The organism is Streptomyces sp. NPDC002680 (assembly GCF_042889145.1).
Classification (GTDB): domain Bacteria; phylum Actinomycetota; class Actinomycetes; order Streptomycetales; family Streptomycetaceae; genus Streptomyces; species Streptomyces adonidis.
This window is the reverse complement of sequence record NZ_JBIAQP010000013.1, coordinates 90,839-116,145: the sequence shown is the minus strand read 5'-3', so window position 1 is coordinate 116,145 and position 25,307 is coordinate 90,839. Positions and strand designations below refer to the sequence as shown.

Here is a 25,307-nt window from a genome sequence, read left to right as displayed (position 1 = left end):
CGGTCGGGTTCTAGGGCGCGGCGAGGCGTGAGATGCGTACGCCGTCGGCCGCGACGGTGCCGCGCTCGACGAGGAAGCCGGTGCCACCGCCGAGGGTGTCGGGTGCGGTGGCGGTGAGGCGGGTGGTGCCGTCGACGGAGAGAGCGAACTCCCGTCCGCGACAGCGCAGTTGCACCGCGTACGGGCGGTCGCGCTCGTACGGGAACGGGGTCTCGGCCAGGATGTGGCGTGTGCCGTCGTGCTGGTGGAGCAGGCGCAGGCGGTCTCCGCCGGTGAACACCCCGGCGTGGAAGCGGCGGTGGCCCCGGCTGCGGGTGACCAGGCCGGCGGTCTCGTGCAGGGAGAAGATGAGCCGGCTGGTGATGGCGTAGTCGGTCCAGTCCCGGGTGCCGGTGGTGACCACACCGAGGGCGTCGGGGTGGGAGACGGAGTAGGTGACGGCGAAGTCGGCCTCGAAGTTCTTCGCCGAGCTCACCCAGGGTGCGAGGGCCGGGGGCTCGGTGTCCCAGATCGAGGAGAGCAGGACGCCGTTCTGTTCGAAGTGCTCCGGTGCGCCCTGCCAGTCCAGCTCGTGCAGGTACGCCTCCGTCCCGGTGGGGAGGGCGGCGGCATCGGGGGTGAAGGCGAATCCGACCCGGAAGGGGACCGGGCCGCCGAGCGGCGGGACCTGCCAGCGGAACGTACGAGGGGCAGGACCCAGGAGGTGCGCTTCGCCGAGGACCGTCGTGGGCCGTCCCTCGCCGGAGTAGAGGACGTAGGGGCGAACGCTGGTGCCCTCGCGGGCGGCGGACAGCCGGGCGGTCAGTGTCTGGCCGGGGTAGAGCGTGGGGCTGGCGAGGGTGGAGAAGTTGCCGCTCGTCTCGGCCGGGTCGAGGAAGGTGGGCGTGGACACGTGTCCTGTCACCGCGTCGGGGTGGCCGCCGAATCGCACCCGTAGACCGTTCCCCGTCCCGTGGACGTCGGCGCCCGGGTGGTACGGGCAACCGGTGAATCCCTGGACCGAGCCGCGGTGGGCGAACGTGAAACGGGGCCGGGGCGGCGGGAGCTGGGTCCCGGAGAGGGCGGCGGCGGAGGCGACGATCCGGTCGGCCTCGCGGGTGGCGTCGCTGACGCACTCCCCTCCGTCGGCGGTGACGACGAGCAGCCGGTCGGCCACCGGCGTTCTGAGGTCGGGGCCGTCGCTGAGGGCGTCGAGTCCGAGGCGTACGCCGTTGAGGCAGCCCACGGTCCCGGCGTTGCTGTCGGTGTCGAAGCCGACGGACGACGCGATCGTCACCGAGGCGGGGAAGCTGTCGCCGGCGCCGAGGAGCGCGCCGAGCGACATCGCCAGGTTGGACAGCGCGTGGCAGGGGCCGGAGTAGCGGGCGTAGCCGTAGTGGCGGTCGACCCAGGCGCGGATGTCGCGCCAGTCGCGGTCGGCGGAGCAGTGGGCGCGGACGTCGTCCAACAGGGCGCGGACGGCGGGGGAGCGGACGTAGGTGGTGCCTGCGTCGAGGAGGCGGTCCAGTTCGGGCTCGTCGAAGGCGAGCGCGCGCATGGCGGCGAGCAGTCCTGCGGACTCCAGGGCGTCGCCGTCGTGGCTGACGGCTGCCGCGGCTCTGGTGAGGGCGACGGCGCGGTCGGGGTCACCGGGACACATCAGACCGAAGGCGTCGCTGAAGATCTGGGCGCCGATCTGCTCGGCGAGGGTGCGACCGTTGACGGCGGCGGACCCGCTGCGCGGTGCCGGGATGCCGTTGCGCAGGTTGAGGTAGGCGGTGTGCTCGGTGGAGCGCCCCATGCCGCCCCACCAGAGGATGGTGCGGTCCTCGATGATGTAGTTGAGCCAGGTGTCGCCGACGTCGGCCGGTTCGAGGGTCCGGCCCGGGTTGTCGAGGACGACGCGGGCGAAGGCGAGGGTGCCGGAGATGTCGTCGTCGGCGACGATCAGCGGGACGCCCAGGTCGTCGTTGACGTACCGGCCGACCTCGCCGAACCGGTCGGTGATGTCCTGGTAGGGCCAGCCCTCGACGGGGCGCCCCAGATAGACGCCGATGATCTTGCCGAGGACTCCGGCGTACACCTGCTCCGCGTATCGGTCGCGTTCGGCGGTCCGGGTGTGCCGTACGGGATGTGTCGTCATGTCAGCCCTTGACCGCGCTGCCTGCCATGCCGTCCACGACATAGCGCTGGAGGGCGATGAAGACGCCCAGGACCGGGAGGATGAGGATGAGGGCGCCCGCCATCATGGCGCCCAACTGCGTGGAGAAGGTGCCGTTCATCGACAGGAAGCCCAGGGTGACGGTCTGGTCGGACGGCTCGTGCAGGAAGGTCGAGGAGATGAGGAAGTCGTTCCAGGCGCTGAGGCCGACGATGACGCCCACGGTGATCAGCCCCGGCCGTACGACAGGCAGCAGCACGCGGTGGATCAGCTGGAAGAGGTTGGCGCCGTCGATGCGTGCCGCCTCTTCGAGTTCTTTGGGGACGTTGAGGAAGAAGGTGCGCATCAGGAAGGTCGCGAACGGCATGTTGATCGCTGCGAGGATGACGCCGACCACGAAGACGTTGTCGAGCAGGCCCAGTTCGGCGACGCCGGCGTAGAGCGGGAAGATGAACAGCTGGATCGGGACCGTCATGGCCATGGTCAGGTAGACCATGACGGCGGGCCACATGCGGATCTTCTGTCCGGCCAGGACGTACCCGGCCAGGGACGAACAGACCAGCACGACGACGACCGTGGTCCCGGTGAGCAGCACGCTGTTGAGGAAGCCGCTGCCGAACTTGCCGTACTCCCAGGCGGTCTTGAAGTTCGTCAGGCTCAGCGACTTCGGGAGCGAGAACGGGCTGCTGGTGACACCGGCGTTGGTCTTGAAGCTGTTGAGGAGGACCAGCAGGAGCGGGAAGAGGGCGGTGGCGGCGAACACCAGGAGCACGACGTGGGCCACCACGCCCTTGGAACGGTTGGTCATGCTGTGCGTGTTCATGCTGTGCTTGGTCATGAGGTGAGTTGCCTCCGGCTCAGCCAGGTGTAGACGCACGAGGCGATCAGTCCGAAGAAGCTCATGATGATTCCGACGGCGGCCGCCTTGCCGAACTGGAACGCCGAGAACGCGAAGGCGTAGGCATAGGTGCCCATCACCTCGCTGCCGTGCGCGGGGCCGCCCTGCGTGAGCAGGTAGACGTAGTCGAAGGCGAGGAAGGAGAAGATGACCGTCATCACGCCCATGAGGAGCAGCGTGGGGCGGATGCTGGGGAGGTAGACGTGCCGGAAGACCTGCCAGGAGCCGGCGCCGTCGACGACGGCCGCCTCCACGTGTTCGAGCGGGGTCTGTCGCATGGCACCGAGGTAGACGACGGTGAGGAAGCCCCAGTAGTGCCACATGTCGACGGCGGCGGCAGCGTAGAGCGCGCCGTGCACGCTGGACAGCGGTGAGTCGATGTGCAGCGCCCCGGTGACCCCGCCGGTGGGGTTGTAGATGATGCTCAGCCACACCATCGCGTTGACCACGGGTGCCAGGACGTACGGCATGAGGAAGACGACCTGGTAGAAGGTGCGCGTTCGCCGTCTGTGGAGCAGGAGGGCCGCGGTGAGCAGGCCGACGGCGGCGGGGACGGTGAGGAAGAGGGCGAGCCATTTGATGTTGTTGCCGAGGGCGGTGGCGAAGACGGGGTCGTCCAGGATGTCGCGGAAGTTGTCCAGGCCGACGTAGTTCGCGCGGAAGCCCACGCCCGTCCAGTCGGTGAACGCGGCCAGCGCGGTCAGGACGCCGGGTACGACGACGACCAGGACCGACAGGAGCAGGGCCGGTGCGACCAGCAGATGGTTGACCAGGGACCGGCGCCGTCGGTAGGAGCGCCGGGCCTTGGGGTCCGGCCTGGGGGTGTGGCCCGTCGGGTGGGGCGCCAGAGTTGCCGAAGCTGTCATGCTCGCATTCCTCCGAGCGTCGGATGCCGCTGTGCGTGCCCGCGGCATCCGACGGGTCTGGGTCGGTGGGACCGGGCTGTCAGCCGGCGGGCTCGGGAATCGGCGGCACCAGCCCCTTGGCCTTCTCGGCGGCGAACGTCGTCTGGATCTTGTCCAGGAAATCGGTCGTGCTCTCGGTGCCGAGCCAGACCCCGTCGATGTCGGTGAAGGCGGTGGCGGTGGCCGGCGGGAAGAAGGTGCCGGCGAAGAAGCCGTAGTTGCCCTTGGCGACGGTGGCGACCGTGTCCTTGACCGACTGGACGTACGCCTTGGACAGGCCGGTGTAGGAGGCGGGGTCCAGGTCGAAGTTCTTCAGCGGGACGCCCCAGTATCCGGGCCAGGTCTTGTTCATCTGCTGGGCGAACCTGTCGCTCATCATGTAGTCGATCACCTCGGCGGCCCCGTCCTTGTGCGCGGAGTGGGCGTTGATCGACAGCGAGGCGGTGGTGCCCAGGGTCCCGCTGGGTGAGGGCAGGCCGGGCGTGATGTTGGGGAAGGGGGCGAACCCGAGGTCCGAGGTGTTCCCGGCGGCGTCGTTGAAGGAGTCACTGGCGAACTGGAAGGCCAGGGTGGGGCCGAAGAAGAACGGCGACTTGCCCTGGGCCAGGAGCTGCATGGACTCCTGGAAGTTCAGGTTCGCGTAGTCCTTCCCGCCGAGGTAGCCCTTCTTGTAGAAGGCGGCGGAGTCGTCGACGGCCTTGACGATCTTCGGGTCGGTCCACTTGATCTTGCCCTGCAGCGCGTCGTAGACGGTCTTGCCGCCCGCCACATGGGTCAGGAACATCGAGATGTAGTTCTGGTTGACGGGCTTCCAGCCCTTGTTGCCGGTGACCGAGGGATACATGCCCGCCTTGGCGGCCTTGTCCATGGCGGCGGTCAGCTCGGCGTAGGTGGTGGGCACCCCGACGCCCAGCTTGGCGAGGACCTTCTTGTTGTAGAACACCCCGAGGTTGTTGATCGAGTTGGGCAGCGAGTAGAGCTTGCCGTGCACGGTCCCCGACTCGTACATCGGCGCCAGGATCCGGTCCTTCCACCCGTACTTCGTCGCGTACGGGGTCATGTCGGCCAGCTTGTTCTGCACGGCGTAGGCGGCCGAGAAGGCGGGTCCGGACCCGTAGACGATGTCGGGTCCCTCGTTGGCGGACAGCGCCACCTGGACGTTCTTGTCCACGGCGTTGTTGAAGGTGACCTTGAGGGCGTACTTGCTCTGCGACGCGTCGAACCCGTCGACGAGGACCTGCTGCATGGTCTTCTGCTGCTGGGGCGACGCGCCCCAGAACCACAGCTGGAGGGTCTGACGACCGCCGGAGGCCGAGGAGTCGCCGTCGGAACACGCGGAGAGCACGGCCGCCATTGCGGCCAGTCCCGCGCCGAGCACTCGGATCCCTGATCTGCTGCTCATGTACCCGCTCCTTCTGCTACCGCACACCCGGCCCGTGCCCGGGCCGCCAGGAGCACCGCTAACTCCGTCGTTATTGGTACTGACTTCAGGACCATAGGACCATTGATTTGTGGTGTCAACGATTCTCGGCCACCGATTCGAACGACGCGGGCACCCAATGGGCACCCCCCGACGCGGCCCTGGCAGCATCGAGACGGGCGAGCTGGACCACTCCGCGCAGTGCGACGTCGATGGCGGCCACATGGCCCGATCCGGCGACAAAGGGCTTGTCGGCAATGGCGTTGTCGGCGACGGAACAGACCGATCCACTGCGTTTGCCGAACAGGCCGGCGAGCGTCACCACGGCCGCGGACTCCCGGTCCCCGTTGAGTACGCCGGCCCGGGCCCAGGTCTCCAGGATGTCCAGATGCCATGGCTGAAAGTAGCCACCCACTCCGGGGCGGCCCACCCCGCAGAAGTCGGAGTCGCTGGACCTGGTGACCCCCTGGTGGAAGGCGCAGCCGAGTTCGACGGCGGCCCGCGACATCGCGAGGACCACCTCGTGGTGGGCGACCGCCGGAAAGGACGCCGGGATGTAGGCGCGGGTCATCCCCTCGTCGCGGACGACCCCGGTGCTGACCACCACGTCCCCGGGGTTCACCCGGGGATGGATGCCGCCCGAGCCGCCGACCCGTACGAAGGTGTCCGCGTCGGTGAACTCCAGCAGCTCGTGCATGATCAGCTCGGCCTCGGGAGAGCCGCTACCGCCCGCGACGACGGTCACGGGCACGCCCTCGCTGAGTCCCGAATACGTCGTGAACATCCCCGAGTCGCCGATCCGTTGGGCTTCGTCGAGCCGCCGCGCGATCTGCTCGGCCGGATACTCGTCGTAGGCGCAGAGCGGATCGCGCACGGTCAGCAGGACATAGCGGGCCACGCGCCGCGGGTCGATGCCGGACAGGGCCGGCCTGCCGTTGCGGAGCAGTCCCCGGCGAGGCAGATGACCGGCGAAGCGGTACTCGTCGTAGAGCCGGGCGGGGTTCCAGCCCGGGCCGCGGGCGCCGGTCTCATCGGCGGTCACCGCGCCCTTGGCCATGCCTTGCTCGGTGGGTGCACCTGCGGCATCGGGCATGTCTGCTCCTTCGTCATGTGGTGATCGCGGTCACCGTCACTTGGCGGGCGGCGCGCCGGGTCTCTTCGCGCTCGCGGGGACCGACGGACGGGGCGCCGTACTGGGCGATGGTCAGGGAGGCGGCGGCCGCGGCTGCCCGCGCCGATGCCGGGGCATCGCCGGTCGCCGCGTACGCGGCCAGGAAGGCGCCGGAGTAGGCGTTGCCGCCGCCGGTCGGATCGGTCACCGGTCCGGGAGCCACCCCCGTCCGCCAGGTCCTGCGGCCGTGCCGGACCAGGGACCCGGCGGCGCCGCACCGCAGGACGACCACGAGCCCGTTCCCGGGCAGCGCGGCCAGCGCTTCACGTGGGTCGGGCTCCCCGGTCAGGGCCGTGGCCTCCGTGATGTTGAGCGACAGGACGTCGACGAACTCGGTCAGCTCCCGCACCCGGGCGAGACCCGCCGGGGTGCATGAGTCGGCGGAGATCTCCCACAGGACCGGGCCGCTCCACAGCGGGCGGTGCGCGGAGACCTCGTTCCAGTACTGCTCGTCGGTGTCGTGGAAGAGATACGCGCCCGTCAGCCGTTCCGGTCCGACCGGTGACCGGCTGGGGAACGGGGTGTGCGCCGCGAAGTGGGCGTCACCGAGTACGGACTCCTCGACGCGTTCCCCGTCGTCGAGGTAGCGCACGCGGGTGACGGGACTGTGCTCGCCGACGTCGAACAGTCCGGCGGGGTCGATCTGGCGCCGCCGGAACCACGCGCTCAACCGCTCCCGGTCCGCCGCGCCCACGCCCGACACGATGGCCGTGGCCCAGGGCGCCGACACCAGGCTCGCGCCGACCGCGGCGTAGGCCCCGGCCCCTCCGACCGCGCGGGCCGCCAGTGCGCCGTCCGCCGTGTACACCTCGTCGGTCACCACATGGGAGAAGACCGCAACCAGCCCCTGGGACACCGTCGTTCCTCCGCGTGCTGCCACCGCCCGTTGATTCTTCTGGTTGTTATACCTACCATACCTTTCGCGGTCCCGGTGCGAACCGGGCGCAGGCCCGGTACGGGCCCGGTGCAGGAAAGGCGCACATGAAGAACCTTCTGATCGACACCGACCCAGGTATGGACGACGCCCTCGCGATCGTCCTCGCGCTCAAGTCACCCGAACTGCGGACCCGCGCGATCACCGCCGCGACCGGCAACCTGACCTCGGACAGGACCGCCGCCAACGCGCTGCGCGTCCTCGACCTGCTCGGCCGTGACGACATCCCGGTCGGCCAGGGCCCCCTGCTTCCACTGGACGGCGACTACCCGGTGGACCCCTTCTCGCACGGCAGCGACGGCCTCGCCGAATCCCACTTCCCGGCCTCGACCCGGACCGTCGACCCCCGGCCGGCCGCGCAGTTGATCGTGGACACCGTCAACGCCCACGCCGGCGACATCTCCATCGCGGCACTCGCGCCGCTCACCAACATCGCCCTCGCCCTGGACATCGACCCGCAGCTGCCCGAGAAGGTGACCGACCTGGTCATCATCGGCGGCTCCTACGGGCTCACCCCCTACGCCTGGTCCCAGGCCACCGGCGACAACGCGGTCAGCGAATGGAACATCTTCGTCGACCCCGAGGCGGCCCACCGGGTCTTCAGAGCCGGGTTCCACCTCGTGGCCGTCGGGCTCGACATCGCCACGCATCCCCGCATCAACTTCCGCGCCGGCGACCTCGACCGGCTGCGCCGCGCGCGGACCCCCGAAGCCGCTCTCGCAGCCCGGGTCGTCGACTACGTCGAGGGCCGCGGCTACCAGTCCTACTGCTCCCTCATCGACAGCGTTGCCGTCGCCGCTCTCATCGACCCCACCCTCATCGAGTGCGTCGAGGTCCGCTGCGACATTGAACGGCGCGGTGAACTGACCCGAGGTATGACGGTCGTCGAGCGGCGCGCGCATCACGGACGCGAGGATCTGCCCGTGATCAAGGCGGTGTCCGGACTCGACTTCGACCGCTTCCTCGACCTGGTGACCACAGCGCTCAGCGAACCACGTCCCTGACTTCCGGGACGCCGATCGCAACCTTGTGCAGGGTCGGCCGTGTCACGCCAACGGGCCCCGGATCTGCGCTCGGTTCACACGTGAAAGCCGATGCACCGGATTGCGGTCTGCTCCTGCGGGAGCAGTCCGTCGACGGCTTGGACGATGTCGCTCATGTGCTCGCGGCGGGTGTGGCCAACCCCGTCGTCTCCGGCTCTGGTTCTCCTCACCTTTCGGAACCCGGTGAGTCACCGGAGCAGACGGCCGAGGTGGCCCGGCCGGCGTTTCCCAAGGGCTGCCTGTGCAGTCCGATGGCGGTGGAGTCCAACCCCGCGCGTGCGAGGACCACCACGACCGTGGCCGGAGCGAGGATCGCCGTCCGCTTGTAGTCCGTCTATGAACGCCGGCCCCAGGTCACTCAACAACTTCACATTGGCAGCGGAAAGGAAGACCGCACCCGCTCGAGCTGCCATGCTCACAGGCGCCGAAGGAGGTGGCTGTGACCTCGATCGCGGAAACTCTGGGATCGTCCGAGCCCGCTGCGCGTACCACCGCGGAGCGTCTCGTGGACCTTGCCGCCCGACAGCAGCGAGCCCTTGCCGGCGGCTCCGCGCAAGCTGTCGCCCGGCAAGCTGCCCGTGGCCGGCTCACGGCCCGCCAACGCGTCGAGCGGTTGCTGGACGCGGGTTCCTTCGTGGAGACCGGCGCCCTGGTGCGCGCCCGCACGGGGACCGGCACCGATGCCGGTGCGTACGGCGACGGCGTGGTCACCGGGACCGGGACCGTCGGCGGACGCCAGGTGTGTCTCTTCGCGCAGGACGCCACCGTCCACGGCGGGAGCATGGGTGAGGCGTTCGGCGAGAAGGTGGTCAGGACGATGGAGCTGGCCCTGAGCATCGGGTGCCCGGTCATCGGCCTCAACGACTCCGGCGGGGCCCGCATCCAGGAGGGCGTGGCCTCCCTCGCCCTCTACGCGGAGCTGGCCCACCGCAACGTCCAGGCGTCGGGCGTCATTCCGCAGATCTCCGTGATCATGGGCCCGTGCGCGGGCGGCGCCGCCTATTCGCCGGCCATCACCGACTTCACCGTGATGGTGGACGGCACCTCGCACATGTTCGTCACCGGCCCGGACGTCATCGAGGCCGTGACCGGGGAACGTACGACGGCCGAGGAACTCGGCGGCGCCCGCGCCAGCAACTCCGGGAACGGCAACGCCCATTTCCTCGCCGAGGACGAGGACGACGCCCTCGACCTCGTCCGGGTCCTGCTCGCCTACCTCCCGGCGAACAACCGGGAGGGTCCGCCCGAGTACGCCTTCGCACCGCGCACCCTCGACCCCACCCCCGACGACCTGCGCCTCGACGGCATCGTCCCCGACCGGCCGGAGGCCGCCTACGACATGCGCGAGATCCTGCGCACCGTCGTCGACGACGGCGAACTGCTCCAGGTGCACGAGCTGTTCGCGCCCAACATCCTCTGCGCCCTGGCCCGCGTCGAGGGCCGCTCCGTCGGAGTCGTCGCCAACCAGCCGCTGCACGGTGCCGGGGTGCTCGACATCGACGCCTCCGAGAAGGCCGCGCGCTTCGTACGGTTCTGCGACGCCTTCGGCATCCCCCTGCTGACCTTCGCCGACGTCCCCGGCTATCTCTCCGGCACCCACCAGGAGCAGGCCGGGATCATCCGGCGCGGCGCCAAACTGCTGTACGCCTACGCCGAGGCCACCGTGCCCAGGGTCACCGTCGTGGTCCGCAAGGCCTACGGCGGGGGATACGCAGTCATGGGCTCCAAGCACCTCGGAGCCGACGTCAACCTCGCCTGGCCCACCGCAAGGATCGCCGTGATGGGCGCCGAGGGCGCGGTCAGCGTGCTGCACCGCCGCGAACTCGCCGCGGCGGCGGCCGTCGGCGAGCAGGCCGCGGCGGAGCTGAGGGCGAAGCTCGTGGCGGAGTACGAGACGGCCTGCGCCACCCCCTACGCGGCTGCCGCGCGCGGCTACATCGACGCGGTCATCGCGCCCAGCACCACCCGGGCGCACCTCACCCGGGCCCTGCGCACACTGCGCGGCAAACGTGCCGCCGTCCCCGACCGGAGGCACGGCAACATCCCGCTGTGAGTGCGGCGCAGCCGTAACAGCACCCCCTGACCAGGGGACACGACCAGTGACGTGAGGAGCTCCCCCATGCCCGCGCGCGCCCTTCCGCACGCCCCCAGCACATCCCCCGCAGCACCGGAACACCTGGCCACCCTGCCCGCCCATCTCGCGCACTGGGCGCACCACACACCCGGCCGCCGCGCCTTCACCTTCGCCGACCACCCCTCTTCCGGCCTGCGCGGCAGCCTCCGTACGCTCACCTGGCATCGCCTCGACATACGAACCCGCGCGGTCGCCGCCCGACTGGCCGAGACCGTGGCCCCCGGCGAACGCGTCGCGCTTCTCTGCCCCCAGGGCACCGACTACGTCATCGGCTTCCTCGCCGCGCTCAGGGCCGGCATCGTCGCCGTCCCCCTGTTCACCCCCGATCTGCCGGGACACGCCGACCGCCTCGCCGGGGTCCTGGCGGACGCGCGGCCCGCCGCAGTCCTCACCACCAGCGGCGCGGCCGGGACCGTACGCGCCTTCCTCGACGCGCACGGCCTGCCCCTCCGTCTGATCGTCACCGACCTCGTCCCCGATGATCAGGCCGGCGCCCCGCTGCCACCCGCCCCGGACACACAGGCGACCGCCTATCTCCAGTACACGTCCGGATCCACCCGGTTCCCCGCCGGCGTCGAGATCTCGCACGCGAACGTCGTGGCCAACGCCCGCCAGGCGCTCACCGCGTACGGCGCCGACACCCGCCCCGTCACCATGGTCGGCTGGCTGCCGCTCTACCACGACATGGGACTGGTACTCAGCGTCGCCGCTCCCCTCGTACGCGGACTGCTGTCCGTCCTGATGGACCCCGTCGCCTTCCTGCGGCGGCCCGCCCGCTGGCTGCACCTGCTCTCCGACCATCCGGGCGCCTTCACCGCGGCGCCGAACTTCGCGTACGACTACTGCGCGGCCGTCGTCACCGACGAGGACAAGGCAGGCCTGCGGCTCGACCGGGTCGCCGTGCTCGCCAACGGCAGCGAACCCGTACGGCCCGAAACCGCCGACCGATTCCACGCGGCCTTCGCCGGGCAGGGCCTTCCGGACACCGTCCACTGCCCGTCGTACGGGCTCGCCGAGGCCACCGTCTTCGTCAGCGCCCACCGGCCCGGACAGCCACTGCGCCGGTATGTGCTGGACCGCGAGGCGCTGGCGGCGGGCAAGGCCCTGCCCGTCGCTCCCGACGACCCCGGCGCTGTCCTGCTCGCGTCCTGCGGCGAACCCGTCGGACAGTCGGTGCGCATCGTCGACCCGGGGTCCGCGATCCTCCTGCCAGCAGGAGAGGTGGGCGAGATCTGGGTCCAGGGACCCAACATCGGGCGTGGTTACGCGGGCCGTGAGCAGCAGACCCGCAAGACCTTCCACGCCCGGCTGGGGCGGCTGCCCGGCCATTGGCTGCGCACCGGCGATCTCGGCACGATCCTCGACGGGCAGCTCGTGGTCACCGGACGGCTGAAGGGCCTGATCATCGTCGACGGCCGCAACCACTACCCGCAGGACGTCGAAGCCACCGTCCAGGCCGCCCATCAGGCGATACGTCCCGACCGCCTCGCCGCTTTCGCCGTCCGCGCCGGCCAAGCCCCCGGTGACGGCCCGGTGGCCGGGGCCACCATCGCCGTGGAGCACGCGGTGGTCGTCGCCGAGCACGGCCGCGACCTGCCCCCGCAGGACCGCGACCCCAAGGAGGTCGCCGCCGCCGTGCGCGCCGCCGTCTCCGCCCGGCACGGCCTGCGACTGGCCGACGTACTGCTCGTCCCGCCCGGGGCCGTGGCCCGCACCTCCAGCGGGAAGGTCTCCCGTACGCTGACCCGCTCGCGCTATCTCGACGGCTTCTACGACAGCGTCGAGCGGGGCACGGAGTGAGCGCGCTCCCGGCCGACTCCGCCGCCCTGCGGCGGCTGGTCGTCGAACGGATCGCCCACTGGTCCGGGGTGCCCGATGCGGACATCGCGGGGGACCGGCCGCTGGCGGAGCTGGGGATGTCCTCCCGGGACGCGGTCGCCATCGTCGGAGAGCTGGCCGACCTGCTCGGCCGGGAACTGCCCGCGACGCTGCTGTGGGAGACGCCCACCGTCGACGGGCTGGTCACCCTCCTCGGCGGTGGCACGGCCCCCGGTCCGGAGGCCGTGCGCATCCCTTGGTCCGACACAGAAGAGGAACCGGTCGCCGTGGTCGGCGTCGGCTGCCGCCTCCCCGGCGGGGTGCGCGGACCCGACGACTACTGGCGGCTGCTCGTCGAGGGCGCCGACGCCGTCGGCCAGGTGTCCGAGGAGCGGCGGCGGGACTTCGTCACCCGGGTGCCGCCTGACGCCAGTCCCTGGGGCGGTTATCTCGACGACGCCACCCTCACCGGATTCGACTCCGCCTTCTTCCGCATCCCCCCGCGCGAGGCCGACGCGATGGATCCGCAGCAGCGGATGCTGCTGGAGGTTGTCCAGGAGGCTCTGGACCACGCCGCCATCCCCGCCGCCTCGCTGGCCGGAACCGCCACCGGGGTCTTCGTCGGCGTCTCCGCCCCCGACTACGGCCGGCTCACCAGCGCCGACCCGGCGGCCGTCGACGCCTGGGCGACCACCGGGGCCGCCTCCTCGGTCGCGGCGGGCAGACTCAGCTACGTGTACGACCTGCGAGGCCCGAGCGTCGTCGTCGACACCGCCTGCTCCTCCTCCCTCGTCGCCGTCCACCAGGCCTGCGTCGCACTGCGCGGCGGCGACTGCGACACCGCGCTCGCCGCCGGGGCCAACGTCCTGCTCTCCCCGGTCGTCACCGTCGCGTTCGGCCGTGCCGGTGCCCTCGCGCCCGACGGCCGGTGCAAGCCGTTCTCCGCCACCGCCGACGGCATCGGCCGCGCCGAGGGCTGCGCCGTGGTGGTCCTCAAGCGGTTCAGCGACGCGCTGCGCGACGGCGACCGGGTCCTCGCCGTCATCACGGCCACCGCCGTCAACTCCGACGGCCGCTCCAACGGCCTCACGGCACCCAACCCGGCGGCCCAGCGCGCCCTTCTGGAGACGGCGTACGCGCGCGCCGACATCGATCCGGCGATCGTGGACTACGTGGAGGCGCACGGCACGGGCACCCCGCTCGGCGACCCCATCGAGGCAGGCGCGCTGGCCGCCGTCCTGGGCCGGACCCGTCACCCCGACCAGCCGCTGCTGCTCGGCTCGGTCAAGGGCAACCTCGGCCACCTGGAGGCGGCCGCCGGGCTGGCGGGGCTGGTCAAGGCCGTCCTCGCCCTGCACCACGGCGTCATCCCCGGCTCGTTGCACTGCGACCGACCGGCCCTGGACGAACAGCCGTTGAGGGTCGTCACCGAACCCGAACCCTGGCCCCGCTACGGCGGCACCGCGACCGCCGGAGTCTCCGCCTTCGGCTTCGGCGGCACCAACGCGCACGCCGTACTGGAGGAGTGGCAGCCCGGCCGACCCGCACCTGTACGCACCCCCCTCGTCCACGGCACCGCCACCCTGGTGCAGCTCAGCGACGCCGATCCGGCCCGGGTCCGGCACACCGCCGGACGGCTCGCCGACTGGCTCGACACACCCGACGGGAGCGCCACCAGGCTCCAGGACATCGGACGTACCCTCGCCGGGCGCGCGGGCCGCGGCCCCGCCCGCGCGGCCGTCGTCGCCCCCGACCGCCTCGCACTCACCGCCGCCTTGCGCGCACTGGCCACAAGCCGCCCCCATCCGTACGTCAGCACCGGCGACGGGGACCGGCTCGGACCCGGCCCGGTCTGGGTCTTCTCCGGCTACGGCACCCAGTGGGCCGCCATGGGCCGCCAACTGCTCGACCGCGAGCCCGCGTTCGCCGCCGCCGTGGAGAAACTGGAGCCGGTCCTCGCGGCCGGGTGCGGCATCTCCCTCCGCGAACTGCTCGACACCTGCACGGACGACGACCTGCGACGGGTGGAGACCGCCCAACCCCTCCTCTACGGCACCCAGTTGGCGCTGGCCGAACTCTGGCGCTCCTACGGCGTCGAACCCGCCGCCGTCATCGGGCACTCCATGGGCGAGGTCGCGGCAGCCGTCGTCGCCGGAGCGCTCGACCCCGCCGACGGCGCCCGCGTCATCGCAGTACGGTCCCGGCTGCTCGCCACGTTGCGCGGCGGGGCGATGGCGGTCGTGGACCTGACCGACGACGAACTCGGCGACCTCGTAAGGCAGTTCCCGGGCGTGCATGTCGCCGTGCACACCTCGCCCGGACAGAAGACCGTCACGGGTGAGGCAGCGGCCGTCTCCCGGTTCGTCGAACACCTCACCGCGCTCGGCCGAACAGCTCGCGTCATGCCCGTCCAGGGCGCCGGGCACTCGCCCCAGGTCGAGCCGCTGCTGCTCGAACTGGCCACTCGCCTCAGCGGCATCCGGGGCCGGACCGGCGGTGCCGTACGCGTCTACTCCACCGTCCACGAGGACCCCACCGGCCCCTGCGACTTCGACGCCGCGCACTGGGCGGCGAATCTGCGCAACCCGGTCCGGCTCGCCGGTGCGCTGGCCGCCGCCGCGGCGGACGGGCACACCACCTTCATCGAGATCTCCCCGCACCCCGTGCTCCTGCACCCCCTCGCCGAGAACCTGCCCGACGCCCTCCACCTGCCCACCCTGCGCAGAGGCAACGACCCCGCCCTCACCTTCCGTGCCCAACTGGCCGCCCTGCACGCCGCGGGCCACCCCTTCCCGGCCCGCCTCCTCCACCCGCACGGCGAGGTCGTCGACGTACCCCTCCCGTCCTGGCGCCACACCCGGCACTGGTGGACGCACAACGAGTGCACGCTCCCGGTGGCCGATTCCCTGCCGCCGCCGGAGCCGGGGACCGGTACGGGTGCCGGGTCGGTCACCGAACGGCTCATCCGCCATATCGCCGCCGTCACCGGACACCCCCCGGAGCGGATCACCCCCGACACCCCGCTCACCGACCTCGGCCTCGACTCCCTCATGGCCGTACGGCTGCGCGAGGCCGCCGTGCGTGAGTTCGGCGCCCCGCTCTCGCTGAGCGACCTGCTGCTGGCCGGCACCGTGCAGGCCGCCGCCGACGTGATCGCCCTCTCCCCGCACGACGACCGGCGGGACCGCCTGCCGGCCGCTCCCCGCCCGGCGGCCAGGTCCATGCCGTACCCCCTGCGGGCCCTCCGGCCGGACGGCGACCGCCCGCCGCTTGTCCTGGCCCACGCCGCCGGCGGCACCCCGGACGTCTACCGGCCGCTCGCCGCGCTGCTGGCCCCCGGGCAGCCGGTGTACGGCCTCGACCGGGTCGAGGAGGCGGACACCGTCGACGCGAAGGCCCGGCTGTGCGCCGAGGCGATCCGCAAGGCATGGCCCGACGGCCGCTACCGGATCGGCGGCTGGTCCTTCGGCGGGTTCGTGGCCCAGGAGACCGCCCGGCTGCTCGCCGCCGAGTTCGCACCCCCCGACGCGGTGGTGCTCATCGACGCCGTACGCCCGCTGCCCCGCCCGCCCGGCCGGACCGCGTGGGACGTGGCACGCGAGCACTTCGAAGGCTTCGCCGCGTATGTGTCCCGCACCTACGGCGCCCGACTGGACCTGCCGTACGGGAAACTCGCCGGGCTCGACGACCGGGCCCGCATCGACCTGGTGCTGGACGCCCTGAGCGCGGTCGCCGACATCCCGCCCGCCGCGCTGGAGCACCAGCGCACCTCGTACCTCGACCTGCGGACCGGCGAGGCGCACACCCCCCGCTCCTACGACGGCCGGGTGATCCTCTACCGCGCCACCGAACCCGCGCCGCACACCGTGCGCGACCCGGCGTACGAGCGCACGGACGACGCCCTCGGCTGGGACGAACTCTGCCCGGACCTGGAGATCGTCCGCATCCCCGGACACCACCTGTCGCTGCTCGACCCGCCGCACGCCCAGGCCATCGCCGACCACCTGAACCGGGTGCTCGGCTGAACACCCCGCTCCCCGACAGCACACCGCAAGGAGCCGCCCGTCATGTCCGACCGCCCGTCCGTTCCCTGCCTCGGCCTGTCCCGCCGCACCCTCGCCAAGGCCGCCGCCCTCGGTGTCGCGGGCGCGCTCACCGGCACCTGGAGAGCCTCGGCCGCCGACGTCACCGTCACCCAACTGGGGCCCCGCACCTACGACTTGGGCATCCCCTCGGCCGCACTGGGCCGCACCGCGCCCGTACGGATCATCCTGCCGACCTCCTACGCCGCCCGGCCCGACCGCACCTGGCCGGTGCTCCATCTGCTGCACGGCGCGCACGACGACTACAACTCGTGGACCCGTGAGACGGACATCGAGGCGTTCACCGCGAACCGGGATCTGATCGTCGCCATGCCGGACGGCGGGCCCACCGGCATCCCCACACGCTGGAAGACGGGCCCCGACTACGAGACCTTCCAGCTCCAGGAGGTCACCGCGGTCCTGCGCGCCGCCTACCGGGCCTCCACGGTCCAGGCCGTCGCCGGGGTCTCGACCGGCGGATACGGCGCCATGGCGCACGCCGCCCGCCATCCGGGAACGTTCGTGGCCGCGGCGTCGTACAGCGGAATACCCGCCACCACCGTGACGAACATGCCGACGATCGTCCAGGCGATCGTGGGCCGGGAGGGCCTCAACCCCCTGTCGCTGTGGGGCGCGCCGGCGCTCGACGCCGCCACCTGGCAGGACTTCAACCCCGTGGCACGTGCGAGCGCCCTGCGCGGCACCGCGCTCTACGTCTCCGTCGGCACCGGCAGCCTCACCGGCGGGCTCGACACCGTCATCGCCCTCGCGCGGCTCATCAGCGGCGGCATCGCAGCTGTGCTGCCCGGGGTCCTGGAGAGCCTGGTGGCACCTTCCACGCAGAACTTCGTCACCGCTCTCGGGCAGTTGGGCATCCCCGCCACCCAGCACCTCTACCAGGGCGGCGGGCACCAATGGAGCGACTGGCAGCGGGAGTTCACGGCCTCATGGCCGGTCCTCGCCGGGGCGCTCGGGCTGCCGGTCTGACCCGTACGGAATTGTCCGTACGGCTTTGTCACGCTCGGACAACACCTGGGTTTCGACTTGTAACTCCGGTACAGGCCAGGGCAGTTGGGTGGGGGATATCGTCGGTGGTGCCGCCTGACCGACGGCTAGGAGCAAACTGTATGGACCCTTTCGCCGTTGCCCCCCGCCAACTGGCAGAATTTCTGCGCCCGCATCTCGACGAGATCGCCGACGAAGTCGCCCGCGAGGTGCAGCTTGAGGTGCCCGAGTACGCACGGCCGGCCGACGACACGTACGTGCGGACCATCAGGGCCGGAGTCACCCAGGCCCTGACACTCTTCGTGGACCGCATCGCCGGCAGTGGCCAGGAGCACGACCGGGAGCGCGTCGTCCGTACCTACCAGGAGATCGGGCGCGGCGAATCCGGTGAGGGACGTGGCCTCGAAGTGCTCCAGGCCGCGCTCCGGCTCGGCGGGCGGGCCGCGTGGCGGCGCATGATGAAGGCCGCCGACGAACTCGCCCTGGACTCCAGCGACGTGGCCGCGCTCGCGGACGCGGCCTTCACCCACATGCACGAGATCATGCAGGCGGCCACCGAAGGCCACACCGAGGCCCGGTTGCGCAGCACCGGTGAGTTACAACGGCGCCGACAGCGCCTCCTCGACCTGCTGTTCGCCGATCCGCCGGCCTCGGCGGAGGCGGTCGGGGAACTGGCCCGCACCGCGCGCTGGCCGCTGCCGCAGCGGGTCGCCGTCATCGCCGTGGGCGGGCCCGAACGGGAGGACGACGAACGACTGCTGCTGCCTTCCGGAGTGCTGGCCGACATGACCGCCCGCCCGGCCCGGCTGGTCATCCCGGACCCGGACACGACCGGCCCCTCGCACGGGCGCGCTCTCGCCCCGGCACTGCATGGCCGGCTTGCCGCGGTCGGCCCGACGGTCCCGCTCGCCCAGATCGCGGACTCGCTGCGCTGGGCGGCCCGCGCTCTCTCCCTCATGCGGCGCGGTGTGCTGCCCGCCGAGGGCCTGATCCGGTGCGCCGACCATCTCTCGACGCTGATCCTGTACGCGGACGAGCCCCTGGTACGGGCCCTGTCGTACCGGGTTCTCGCGCCGCTGGCCGGAATTCCGGCCCCTCAGCGCGACCGGCTGGCGGAGACGCTGCTGGCGTGGCTGCAGAGCGAGAGCAGTGTCGGGGGCACCGCCCAGCGACTGCACCTCCATCCGCAGACCGTGCGGTACCGGATGCGCCAACTGGAGAAACTGTTCGGTGAGGCCCTGCGGGACTCGGAGACCCGTTTCGAGCTGGAAGTGGCCCTGCGGGCCGGCGCGGCCTCCGGGCCGTCGCGCGAGCACGCCCGAACGGCACCGGAATCCGTCCGCTCCCCGGTCTCCCCGCTGCACCCGACCGACGCCTGACCCCCGGGCCGTGGGGCTCGCCGTTGCCCGGGGATCAGGCGTCCGGGGCCAGACAGACCGGGAGGGGATTGGCCGAGGGCGCCGGGTCGGCGAGGTGGGCGGCGGCGCGTTCCGGGCCGAGGAAGGGAGCCAGCACGGAGAAGGTCAGTCCGGGCAGGAGTCCGGGCAGTTCGGCGGTCCGGCCGGCGGCGATCCGCCGGTGGATCGCGGAGTACACCCCGCCGACGACCGTGTCGACCAACTCCTGTGCGGGCACGGGCAGTTCGACTTCGGGAAGGTCGGTGAAGAAGTCCCGGAAGCGGGCCAGCAGCGCCTCGCGGGCCTCCCACCCGGCGGGTCCGACCGCGTCGATCTCCACGATGGCCATGACCGCGAACGCGGGCGCCTCCGCGAGGATGCCGAGCAGCGCGCCGAGCCCGGCGCGCACCGCGCCCGGCCAGTCGGCGGCCTGGGCGTGGGCCTCCTCCATGGCTTCGACGACCAGGGCGGTGCCGTACCGGTGGGCGGCGAGGAAGGCGTCCTCCTTGCCCTTGAACAGCTCGTAGAACACCGGCCTGGTCACGCCCGCCGCCTGGCAGATGTCGCTGACCCGGGTGCGGGCGTAGCCGGCCTGGGCGACGGTGCGGACGAAGCCGTCGAGCAGCCGGTCGCGCTGGTTCGCGGCGACCACCTCGGGCGGGGTACGTCGCGGACCTCGCCGCAGCGAGCGCTCCGGGTCACGTCCCGTGCGCGTGCCGGGCAGCACCAGGGGCGGTTGCGCCGACGTGCCTGTGGCCATTCCACATCCTTCTCGGGAATTGGCACGCAGTGTGCCTTGACTTGAATACCCGTCAGGTTTACAACTCTCACAGGTTTTCTTCTTGCGCGGACCTCCGGCGGGGAAGCCGCCGGCGCCGCCAGTTTCACGCACCCGCAAGGCCGCCAACAAGTCACCCGCGTCCCTGACGTCGGATCAGGAACGCGCACCGGTCCGGCCGTTCCCGTAGCCCGGGGACCGCCATGCCCGGGCACCGCCCTCGCCCCGAGTCGGGAGGGCGGCGACCCGGCCGCACCGCCCACCCTCGTCCCTAGGACACCCGCATGCGCAGAAACACCGTCTCCGCTCTCGCCGCCACGGCCGCCCTGACGGCCCTGGCGCTCCTCCCCGGCACGGCCGTCTCCGCGGACAGCGCCGTGCTCACCCACGGCAGCGCCGCCGGCACCGCCGTCTCCGTCGGCGACGTGCTCACCGCCTCGCTGGCGAGCGGCACCACGGCGACCCTCGCCTCCAGCAGCAGCGGCACCTCCGGCATCACCTGCACCGGCTCCTCGCTCGCCGCCACGGTGACGTCGAACCCCGCCGCGCCGGGCACCGCCACCGAGTCCGCGACCTCCCAGACCTTCAGCGGCTGCACCAGCAACGTCCTCGGGGTCACCTCGGTCCGGAGCATCACGGTCAACGGCCTGCCCTACACCACCTCCGCCTCCTCCGACGGCACCGTCACGGTGACCCCGTCCTCGGGCGGCACGATCCGGACCACGGTGGTCCTCGCCACCCTGCTGGGCTCCGTCACCTGCGTCTACCAGGCGCCCAGCCTCTCCGCGGTGAGCTCCAACAGCTCCAACAGCCTGACCTTCACCAACCAGGCGTTCACCAAGGTCTCCGGCTCGGTGCTGTGCAACGCGAACGGCTACTTCACGGCCACGTACGCGCCCGTGGTCGACAGCAGTGTCGGCGGCGCCCCCGCCATCTACACCAACTGACATGCCGTCCGGGAGGACTCCCGTGAAACCGTTCCCGCAGAGGGCGCTCATCGCCGTCCTGGCGCTCGTCGCCTCGATCACCCTCGGCCTCGCCACCCCCGCCCAGGCCATATCCGCCAACCCCTACCAGCGCGGCCCGGACCCGACCTGGGCGAGCATCACCGCTGTCACCGGCCCGTTCGCCATCACCTCGGTCAACGTGCCGTCGGGCAGCGGCCCGGGCTTCAACAACGGCACCGTCTACTACCCCACCGACACCGGCCAGGGCACCTTCGGCGCCATCGTCGTCATGCCGGGCTTCTTCGCCTCGCAGTCGCAGATCGCCTGGTACGGGCCCCGGCTGGCCTCCCAGGGCTTCGTGGTGATGACCCTGGACAGCAACGCGCCGTGGGACCCCCCGGCCGACCGCGGCCGGCAGCAGCTCGCCGCGCTCACCTATCTGACGACCAGCAGCGCGGTGAAGAGCAGGATCGACCCGTCTCGGCTGGCCCTGATGGGCTGGTCGATGGGCGGCGGCGGCACGCTGCAGAGCGCGGCGAGCACGCCCTCGCTCAAGGCGGTCATCCCGCTGGCGCCCTGGGACGTCACCAACGTCGGCGATCAGATCACCGTACCCACCATGATCTTCGGTGCCGACGGCGACACCGTCGCCTCCGTCGACACCTTCGCGCTGCCCGCCTACAACGCTCTGACGAACGCCCACGACAAGGCGTTCATCGAACTCAAGGGCGCCGACCACTTCACCTTCGCGAGCCCCAACACCACGGTCGCCGAGTACAGCCTGTCCTGGCTGAAGCGCTTCGTGGACAACGACACCCGCTACGACCAGTTCCTCTGCCCGAACCCGAACGACCCCAACACGGTCGTCTTCGAGAGCACCTGCCCGCTGTAGACCGATCCCGGAGCGCGGCAGGCACGGGCCGTCACCACGGCCCGTGCCTGCCGCGTTCCCGCACGTGGCCCCACGAGCTGGACAAGAGCGCCCAGGGCACACCGGGATTCGGCCCCGTGCCGTCGAACGCCGTCGACGGGCTGCGACGCAACACAGGGGTCGGCCATCTGCGGCCTGCCCTCGACCGCCCGAACCTGACGGTGGTGGGCGACTGCCCGGTGCTGAGGGTGGTCATCACCGGGGGCCGTGCCACCGGGGTCCTCGTCGAACGGGGCGGGCGGCGCACCGTGCTGGAGGCGGGCGAAGTCGTGCTCTGCGCCGGGGCGTTCGCCACCCCGCACCTGTTGCTCCTGTCGGGTGTCGGACCGCGTGCGGATCTCCAACGCCTGGGCCTGCCTGTGGCGAAGGACGCCCCCGCCGTCGGCGCCCGCCTCAGCGACCATCCCCAGGTGGTCCTGGAATGGGCCCCGCGCCAGGATCTGCCCGACCCCACCGACTCCTGGCTCGGCGGCTGCCTCCACCTGTCCACCTCCGACGGCGCCCACCCCGGTGATCTGGAGGTCCTCCAGTCCCTGGCCCCGATGGCGGCCCTGGTCGGCGGTACCGTGACCGCCCCGGGAGCCCCTCTGGCCTTCCTGGTGTCGGCCCAGACCCCTCGGCGGACGGGCAGGCTGCGCCTGGGCTCGGCCGACTCCGCGACGCCCCCGCGCATCGACTACGGCTATCTGCGGGCACCCGAGGACCGGCGCCGACTGCGTGAAGTGGTCCGCGCCACGGCGTCGTTGACCGCCACCCACGCATTCGGCGAGGTGTCCCGTATCCTCCTCGGCCCCGACCCCGGCACACTCGCCGACGACCGTGCCCTCGACGCGTGGATCTCGGCGCACCTCGGGACCGCCCAGCACACCTGCGGCACGGCACCGATGGGACCGGCCGACGACCCCGCCACCGCCGTCGACCAGTACGGCCGGGTCCATGGCATCGCCGGGCTCCGCGTCGCCGACACGTCGATCCTCCCGGAGGCACCCGTGCGCGGCCCCGCGGCCACGGCCGTCCTCATCGGCGAACTCGTCGCCCACGCCATGCGTCACGACCTGCGCTGATCAGTGGTGCGAGACGTGGGTCCCGCCGCTCCTCAGGCCCCACCCTGGGCCGGGGTGCGCATGGCTGTTATTCGGCCGGTTCCATACCTGCTTCAGTGGTATGGACCATCGATGTTCGGTGGGTGGGCCGCCGGGCTCACCTACTCGTGTAACGGCGTGCTGACCAGCACTTGAGCCCCTCGCGCCCTATCCGCCCCATCGGCAGCCCCGACGGGAAACAGTCGAATCGGTTGCCTGGTCGACCTGTTGAACACCTGTGGTTTTCCGCCATGTCTCACAGTGCGGCCACAAAGGGCTCACAGTTTCTCCACTATGTTGACCAAGTCGAAGCGGAACGGCTGGCCCCTGAGGGAGATGCCGGCGTCCCGCCCAGGAGTTACGTCCGCTCCCAAGGAGCCGAACTCCGTCCCGCGCAAGGAGTATGTCCGCTCCCAGAGAGCCGTGCTCCCCCCTGCCCCGAGAGGGAACCTCACCGCATGAAGCGGACCACACGCACTGCCGCACTGGCGGCGGGCGCGCTCATCGCCGCGCTCGGCCTGCCCGCCGGTACGGCACACGCCGACACGACACCCCGAGTGGACCTGCGGGTCCTCGTGGTGAGCGATGGGGGACCGGCGACCGACGCCATCACGGCGGAACTCGACACCGTCGGTACGCCGTACACGGAGATAGACCTCGGTGCGGCCGGCCGGCCGATCATCAACGCGGCCTTCCTCGCGGACACCGTGGGCGGCCTGCCGCGCGCCAAGTTCCAGGCCGTCGTGCTGCCCAACGACAACCCGTTCGCGGCCGGTTCGGCGGAGATGGCGGCGCTCGCGGCCTACGAGCGGACGTACGGCATCCCCCAGGTCGACGCGTACACCTATGCCCGCCCGGCGGCGGGACTGCAGGACGTCGCCCAGGGCGGCTACGCGGGCACCGTCGACGGCGTGCAGGCCGCGGTGACCACGGCCGGTAAGGCGGGCCCCTTCGGCTACCTCGACGGCCCGGTCCCCTTCGAGAACAACTCCCCTACGGTGAGCGAGAGTTACGCGTACCTGTCGACACCCGCGGCGGGCGCCGACTTCACGTCGTACGTCGACGCCCCGATCCCCGGGAAGTCGACGCGGGGCTCGCTGGTGGGGGAGTACCGGCACGACGGACGGCGCGAACTCGTCGTCACCTTCGTCTACAACCAGAACCAGCAGCAGTTCCGGCTGCTGGCCCGCGGCATCGTCGAGTGGATGACCGGCGGGGTCCATCTCGGCGCCACCCGCAACTACTTCGCCGTGCACGTGGACGATGTCTTCGCGTCCGACGACCGCTGGAACAGCACCCTCAACTGCACGCCCGGCGACGTCGACTGCACCGACCCGAACGCCACTTCGGACCCGATCCGCATGACCGCCGCGGACGTCACCTTCGCCACCGACTGGCAGACCCGGCAGGGCCTAACCCTGGACCTGGCCTACAACGCGGTCGGCACCGTCGACCAGCGCGCCGACAACAACGGCGTGGACCTCCTGGCCGACTCGCTCCTCGCCAGGAAGACCCAGTTCCGCTGGATCAACCACACCTACACCCACGCCTTCCTGGGCTGTGTGCAGAACATCACCGTGGTGCCGTGGAAGTGCGACACCAACGCCAACGGCACCACCAAGTGGGTCAGTACGGCCGACATCTCCACCGAGATCGCCACCAACCGCGCCTGGGGCCAGACCGCCGGACTCCCGCTGAACAACAAGGAGTTGGTCACCGGCGAGCACTCCGGCATGAAGGTGCTGCCGCAGCAGCCGGTCGACAACCCCAACCTGGCCCTCGCCCTCTCCCTGAACGGCATCACCTGGCTCGGCTCGGACAACTCCCGTGAGCCCGCCCAGCGTCTGCTCGGCCCGGCCACGACCGTGCCCCGCTACCCGGTGAACGTCTTCTACAACGCGGGCCGCGCGGCCGAGCAGGTCGACGAGTACAACTGGATCTACACCAGGCGCGCCCAGGGCGGCAGCGGCATCTGCGAGGACAACCCGGCCACCACCACCTGCCTGCCGGCACCGCTGAACACGGCCACCGGCTACGCCGGCCACATCGTGCCGCAGGAGGTCCGCGCCGCGCTCGGGCACGTGCTCTCGGGCGACCCCAAGCCGCACTTCATCCACCAGTCGAACCTCACCGAGGACCGCCTCGCCTACCCGGTCCTCAACGGCGTCCTCGACGGCTACCGAGCCCTGTTCGCGGACAACACCCCCGTGGTGAACCCGCGGATGGAGGACATCGGCATCGAACTCCAGCGCAGGGCCGCCTGGCAGAAGGCACTCCAGGCCGGCCAGGTGACCGCCTACCGCATCGGCAACGCGGTCACCGTCCAGGCACCGTTCGGGCTGGCCGTCAGCGGCTCCGCGCCGATCGGGACCACCGTGGCCGGCGTTGCCTTCGGGACGCCGTACGCGGGCCGGCTCTCCGGCTGGAACATCTCCAACGGCCTCCCGGTCACGCTCACCGTCCCGGCCTCCGCCACGGCCACCGTCGCCTCCGGGAGCCTCACGGCGACGACGCCCGCCCCGGACACCCGCGTCCCCGCAGGCGTCACCGAGCAGGCTCCGGACACCGCGACCAACTGAACGGCGCACCGACCCACGCACAGGACCGAACGGTGCGCCCCTC

At 71.6% G+C, this 25,307-nt stretch carries 18 protein-coding genes; 11 read left to right on the top strand and 7 right to left on the bottom strand.

The features are described from left to right. Nucleotides 1-10 precede the first annotated feature (10 nt). The 6 genes from ACFYXF_RS31605 to ACFYXF_RS31580 all read right to left on the bottom strand — a co-directional run bounded on the left by ACFYXF_RS31605 (nucleotide 11) and on the right by ACFYXF_RS31580 (nucleotide 7,390). Nucleotides 11-2,122, bottom strand: coding sequence for an ADP-ribosylglycohydrolase family protein (locus tag ACFYXF_RS31605; protein ID WP_389354760.1), 2,112 nt, complete (start codon nucleotides 2,120-2,122; stop codon nucleotides 11-13). 1 nt (nucleotide 2,123) lies between these two features. Continuing rightward, on the bottom strand, nucleotides 2,124-2,978 hold the full coding sequence (locus ACFYXF_RS31600; protein ID WP_389354758.1) for a carbohydrate ABC transporter permease: 855 nt from the start codon (nucleotides 2,976-2,978) through the stop codon (nucleotides 2,124-2,126). Then, entirely contained in the window at nucleotides 2,975-3,904 is a 930-nt protein-coding gene (locus tag ACFYXF_RS31595) for a carbohydrate ABC transporter permease (protein WP_389354756.1), read from the bottom strand. The genes ACFYXF_RS31600 and ACFYXF_RS31595 overlap by 4 nt, the downstream gene beginning before the upstream one ends. A 79-nt stretch (nucleotides 3,905-3,983) precedes the next feature. Next, nucleotides 3,984-5,345, bottom strand: a complete 1,362-nt coding sequence (locus tag ACFYXF_RS31590) for an ABC transporter substrate-binding protein (protein WP_389354754.1) — start codon at nucleotides 5,343-5,345, stop codon at nucleotides 3,984-3,986. Nucleotides 5,346-5,460: 115 nt separating this feature from the next. After that, complete coding sequence (locus ACFYXF_RS31585; RefSeq protein WP_389354752.1) at nucleotides 5,461-6,456, bottom strand: nucleoside phosphorylase; 996 nt, start codon at nucleotides 6,454-6,456, stop codon at nucleotides 5,461-5,463. Nucleotides 6,457-6,469: 13 nt separating this feature from the next. Beyond that, nucleotides 6,470-7,390 (bottom strand): carbohydrate kinase family protein, encoded by a 921-nt coding sequence (locus ACFYXF_RS31580; protein ID WP_389354750.1) that lies wholly within the window; start codon nucleotides 7,388-7,390, stop codon nucleotides 6,470-6,472. A 125-nt stretch (nucleotides 7,391-7,515) separates the two neighbouring features. Between ACFYXF_RS31580 and ACFYXF_RS31575 the strand changes: the two genes are divergently transcribed. The 7 genes from ACFYXF_RS31575 (at nucleotide 7,516) to ACFYXF_RS31545 (ending at nucleotide 18,929) form a co-directional block, all read left to right on the top strand. Continuing rightward, on the top strand, nucleotides 7,516-8,472 hold the full coding sequence (locus tag ACFYXF_RS31575; RefSeq protein ID WP_389354748.1) for a nucleoside hydrolase: 957 nt from the start codon (nucleotides 7,516-7,518) through the stop codon (nucleotides 8,470-8,472). 80 nt (nucleotides 8,473-8,552) lie between these two features. Continuing rightward, entirely contained in the window at nucleotides 8,553-8,840 is a 288-nt protein-coding gene (locus ACFYXF_RS31570) for a hypothetical protein (RefSeq protein WP_389354746.1), read from the top strand. A 110-nt stretch (nucleotides 8,841-8,950) separates the two neighbouring features. Further along, nucleotides 8,951-10,564, top strand: coding sequence for an acyl-CoA carboxylase subunit beta (locus ACFYXF_RS31565; RefSeq protein ID WP_389354744.1), 1,614 nt, complete (start codon nucleotides 8,951-8,953; stop codon nucleotides 10,562-10,564). Nucleotides 10,565-10,630: 66 nt separating this feature from the next. Beyond that, nucleotides 10,631-12,445 carry a fatty acyl-AMP ligase gene (locus tag ACFYXF_RS31560; protein WP_389354743.1) on the top strand — a complete coding sequence of 605 codons (1,815 nt, stop codon included), beginning with the start codon at nucleotides 10,631-10,633 and terminating at the stop codon, nucleotides 12,443-12,445. Next, entirely contained in the window at nucleotides 12,442-16,488 is a 4,047-nt protein-coding gene (locus ACFYXF_RS31555; RefSeq protein WP_389354741.1) for a beta-ketoacyl synthase N-terminal-like domain-containing protein, read from the top strand. The genes ACFYXF_RS31560 and ACFYXF_RS31555 overlap by 4 nt, the downstream gene beginning before the upstream one ends. A gap of 42 nt (nucleotides 16,489-16,530) precedes the next feature. Then, entirely contained in the window at nucleotides 16,531-17,532 is a 1,002-nt protein-coding gene (locus ACFYXF_RS31550; RefSeq protein WP_389354739.1) for an alpha/beta hydrolase, read from the top strand. A 140-nt stretch (nucleotides 17,533-17,672) separates the two neighbouring features. After that, nucleotides 17,673-18,929, top strand: a complete 1,257-nt coding sequence (locus ACFYXF_RS31545; RefSeq protein ID WP_389354737.1) for a PucR family transcriptional regulator — start codon at nucleotides 17,673-17,675, stop codon at nucleotides 18,927-18,929. 34 nt (nucleotides 18,930-18,963) lie between these two features. Here the strand turns inward: ACFYXF_RS31545 and ACFYXF_RS31540 are convergent, their stop codons facing one another. Then, nucleotides 18,964-19,707, bottom strand: coding sequence for a TetR/AcrR family transcriptional regulator (locus tag ACFYXF_RS31540; RefSeq protein ID WP_389354736.1), 744 nt, complete (start codon nucleotides 19,705-19,707; stop codon nucleotides 18,964-18,966). Nucleotides 19,708-20,009: 302 nt separating this feature from the next. Between ACFYXF_RS31540 and ACFYXF_RS31535 the strand changes: the two genes are divergently transcribed. From ACFYXF_RS31535 to ACFYXF_RS31520, 4 genes are all read left to right on the top strand, one after another. After that, on the top strand, nucleotides 20,010-20,672 hold the full coding sequence (locus ACFYXF_RS31535) for a Tat pathway signal sequence domain protein (protein ID WP_389354734.1): 663 nt from the start codon (nucleotides 20,010-20,012) through the stop codon (nucleotides 20,670-20,672). 1 nt (nucleotide 20,673) lies between these two features. Next, nucleotides 20,674-21,564 carry a dienelactone hydrolase family protein gene (locus tag ACFYXF_RS31530; protein ID WP_389354732.1) on the top strand — a complete coding sequence of 297 codons (891 nt, stop codon included), beginning with the start codon at nucleotides 20,674-20,676 and terminating at the stop codon, nucleotides 21,562-21,564. Nucleotides 21,565-21,680: 116 nt separating this feature from the next. Continuing rightward, a complete protein-coding gene (locus tag ACFYXF_RS31525; RefSeq protein WP_389354730.1) occupies nucleotides 21,681-22,667 on the top strand; it encodes a GMC family oxidoreductase in 987 nt (328 codons plus the stop codon). Nucleotides 22,668-23,143: 476 nt separating this feature from the next. Then, nucleotides 23,144-25,264: a hypothetical protein gene (locus ACFYXF_RS31520; RefSeq protein WP_389354728.1), complete on the top strand. Its 2,121-nt coding sequence runs from the start codon at nucleotides 23,144-23,146 to the stop codon at nucleotides 25,262-25,264. Nucleotides 25,265-25,307: the final 43 nt, after the last annotated feature.

Bases quoted from the DNA above. Each gene is read 5' to 3' on its own strand.
- ACFYXF_RS31535 (WP_389354734.1), top strand. From the start codon at position 20,010: ATGCGCAGAAACACCGTCTCCGCTCTCGCCGCCACGGCCGCCCTGACG.
- ACFYXF_RS31595 (WP_389354756.1), bottom strand. From the start codon at position 3,904: ATGACAGCTTCGGCAACTCTGGCGCCCCACCCGACGGGCCACACCCCC.
- ACFYXF_RS31550 (WP_389354739.1), top strand. From the start codon at position 16,531: ATGTCCGACCGCCCGTCCGTTCCCTGCCTCGGCCTGTCCCGCCGCACC.
- ACFYXF_RS31540 (WP_389354736.1), bottom strand. From the start codon at position 19,707: ATGGCCACAGGCACGTCGGCGCAACCGCCCCTGGTGCTGCCCGGCACG.
- ACFYXF_RS31545 (WP_389354737.1), top strand. From the start codon at position 17,673: ATGGACCCTTTCGCCGTTGCCCCCCGCCAACTGGCAGAATTTCTGCGC.
- ACFYXF_RS31520 (WP_389354728.1), top strand. From the start codon at position 23,144: ATGAAGCGGACCACACGCACTGCCGCACTGGCGGCGGGCGCGCTCATC.
- ACFYXF_RS31600 (WP_389354758.1), bottom strand. From the start codon at position 2,978: ATGACCAAGCACAGCATGAACACGCACAGCATGACCAACCGTTCCAAG.
- ACFYXF_RS31560 (WP_389354743.1), top strand. From the start codon at position 10,631: ATGCCCGCGCGCGCCCTTCCGCACGCCCCCAGCACATCCCCCGCAGCA.
- ACFYXF_RS31575 (WP_389354748.1), top strand. From the start codon at position 7,516: ATGAAGAACCTTCTGATCGACACCGACCCAGGTATGGACGACGCCCTC.
- ACFYXF_RS31590 (WP_389354754.1), bottom strand. From the start codon at position 5,345: ATGAGCAGCAGATCAGGGATCCGAGTGCTCGGCGCGGGACTGGCCGCA.
- ACFYXF_RS31605 (WP_389354760.1), bottom strand. From the start codon at position 2,122: ATGACGACACATCCCGTACGGCACACCCGGACCGCCGAACGCGACCGA.
- ACFYXF_RS31585 (WP_389354752.1), bottom strand. From the start codon at position 6,456: ATGCCCGATGCCGCAGGTGCACCCACCGAGCAAGGCATGGCCAAGGGC.
- ACFYXF_RS31530 (WP_389354732.1), top strand. From the start codon at position 20,674: ATGCCGTCCGGGAGGACTCCCGTGAAACCGTTCCCGCAGAGGGCGCTC.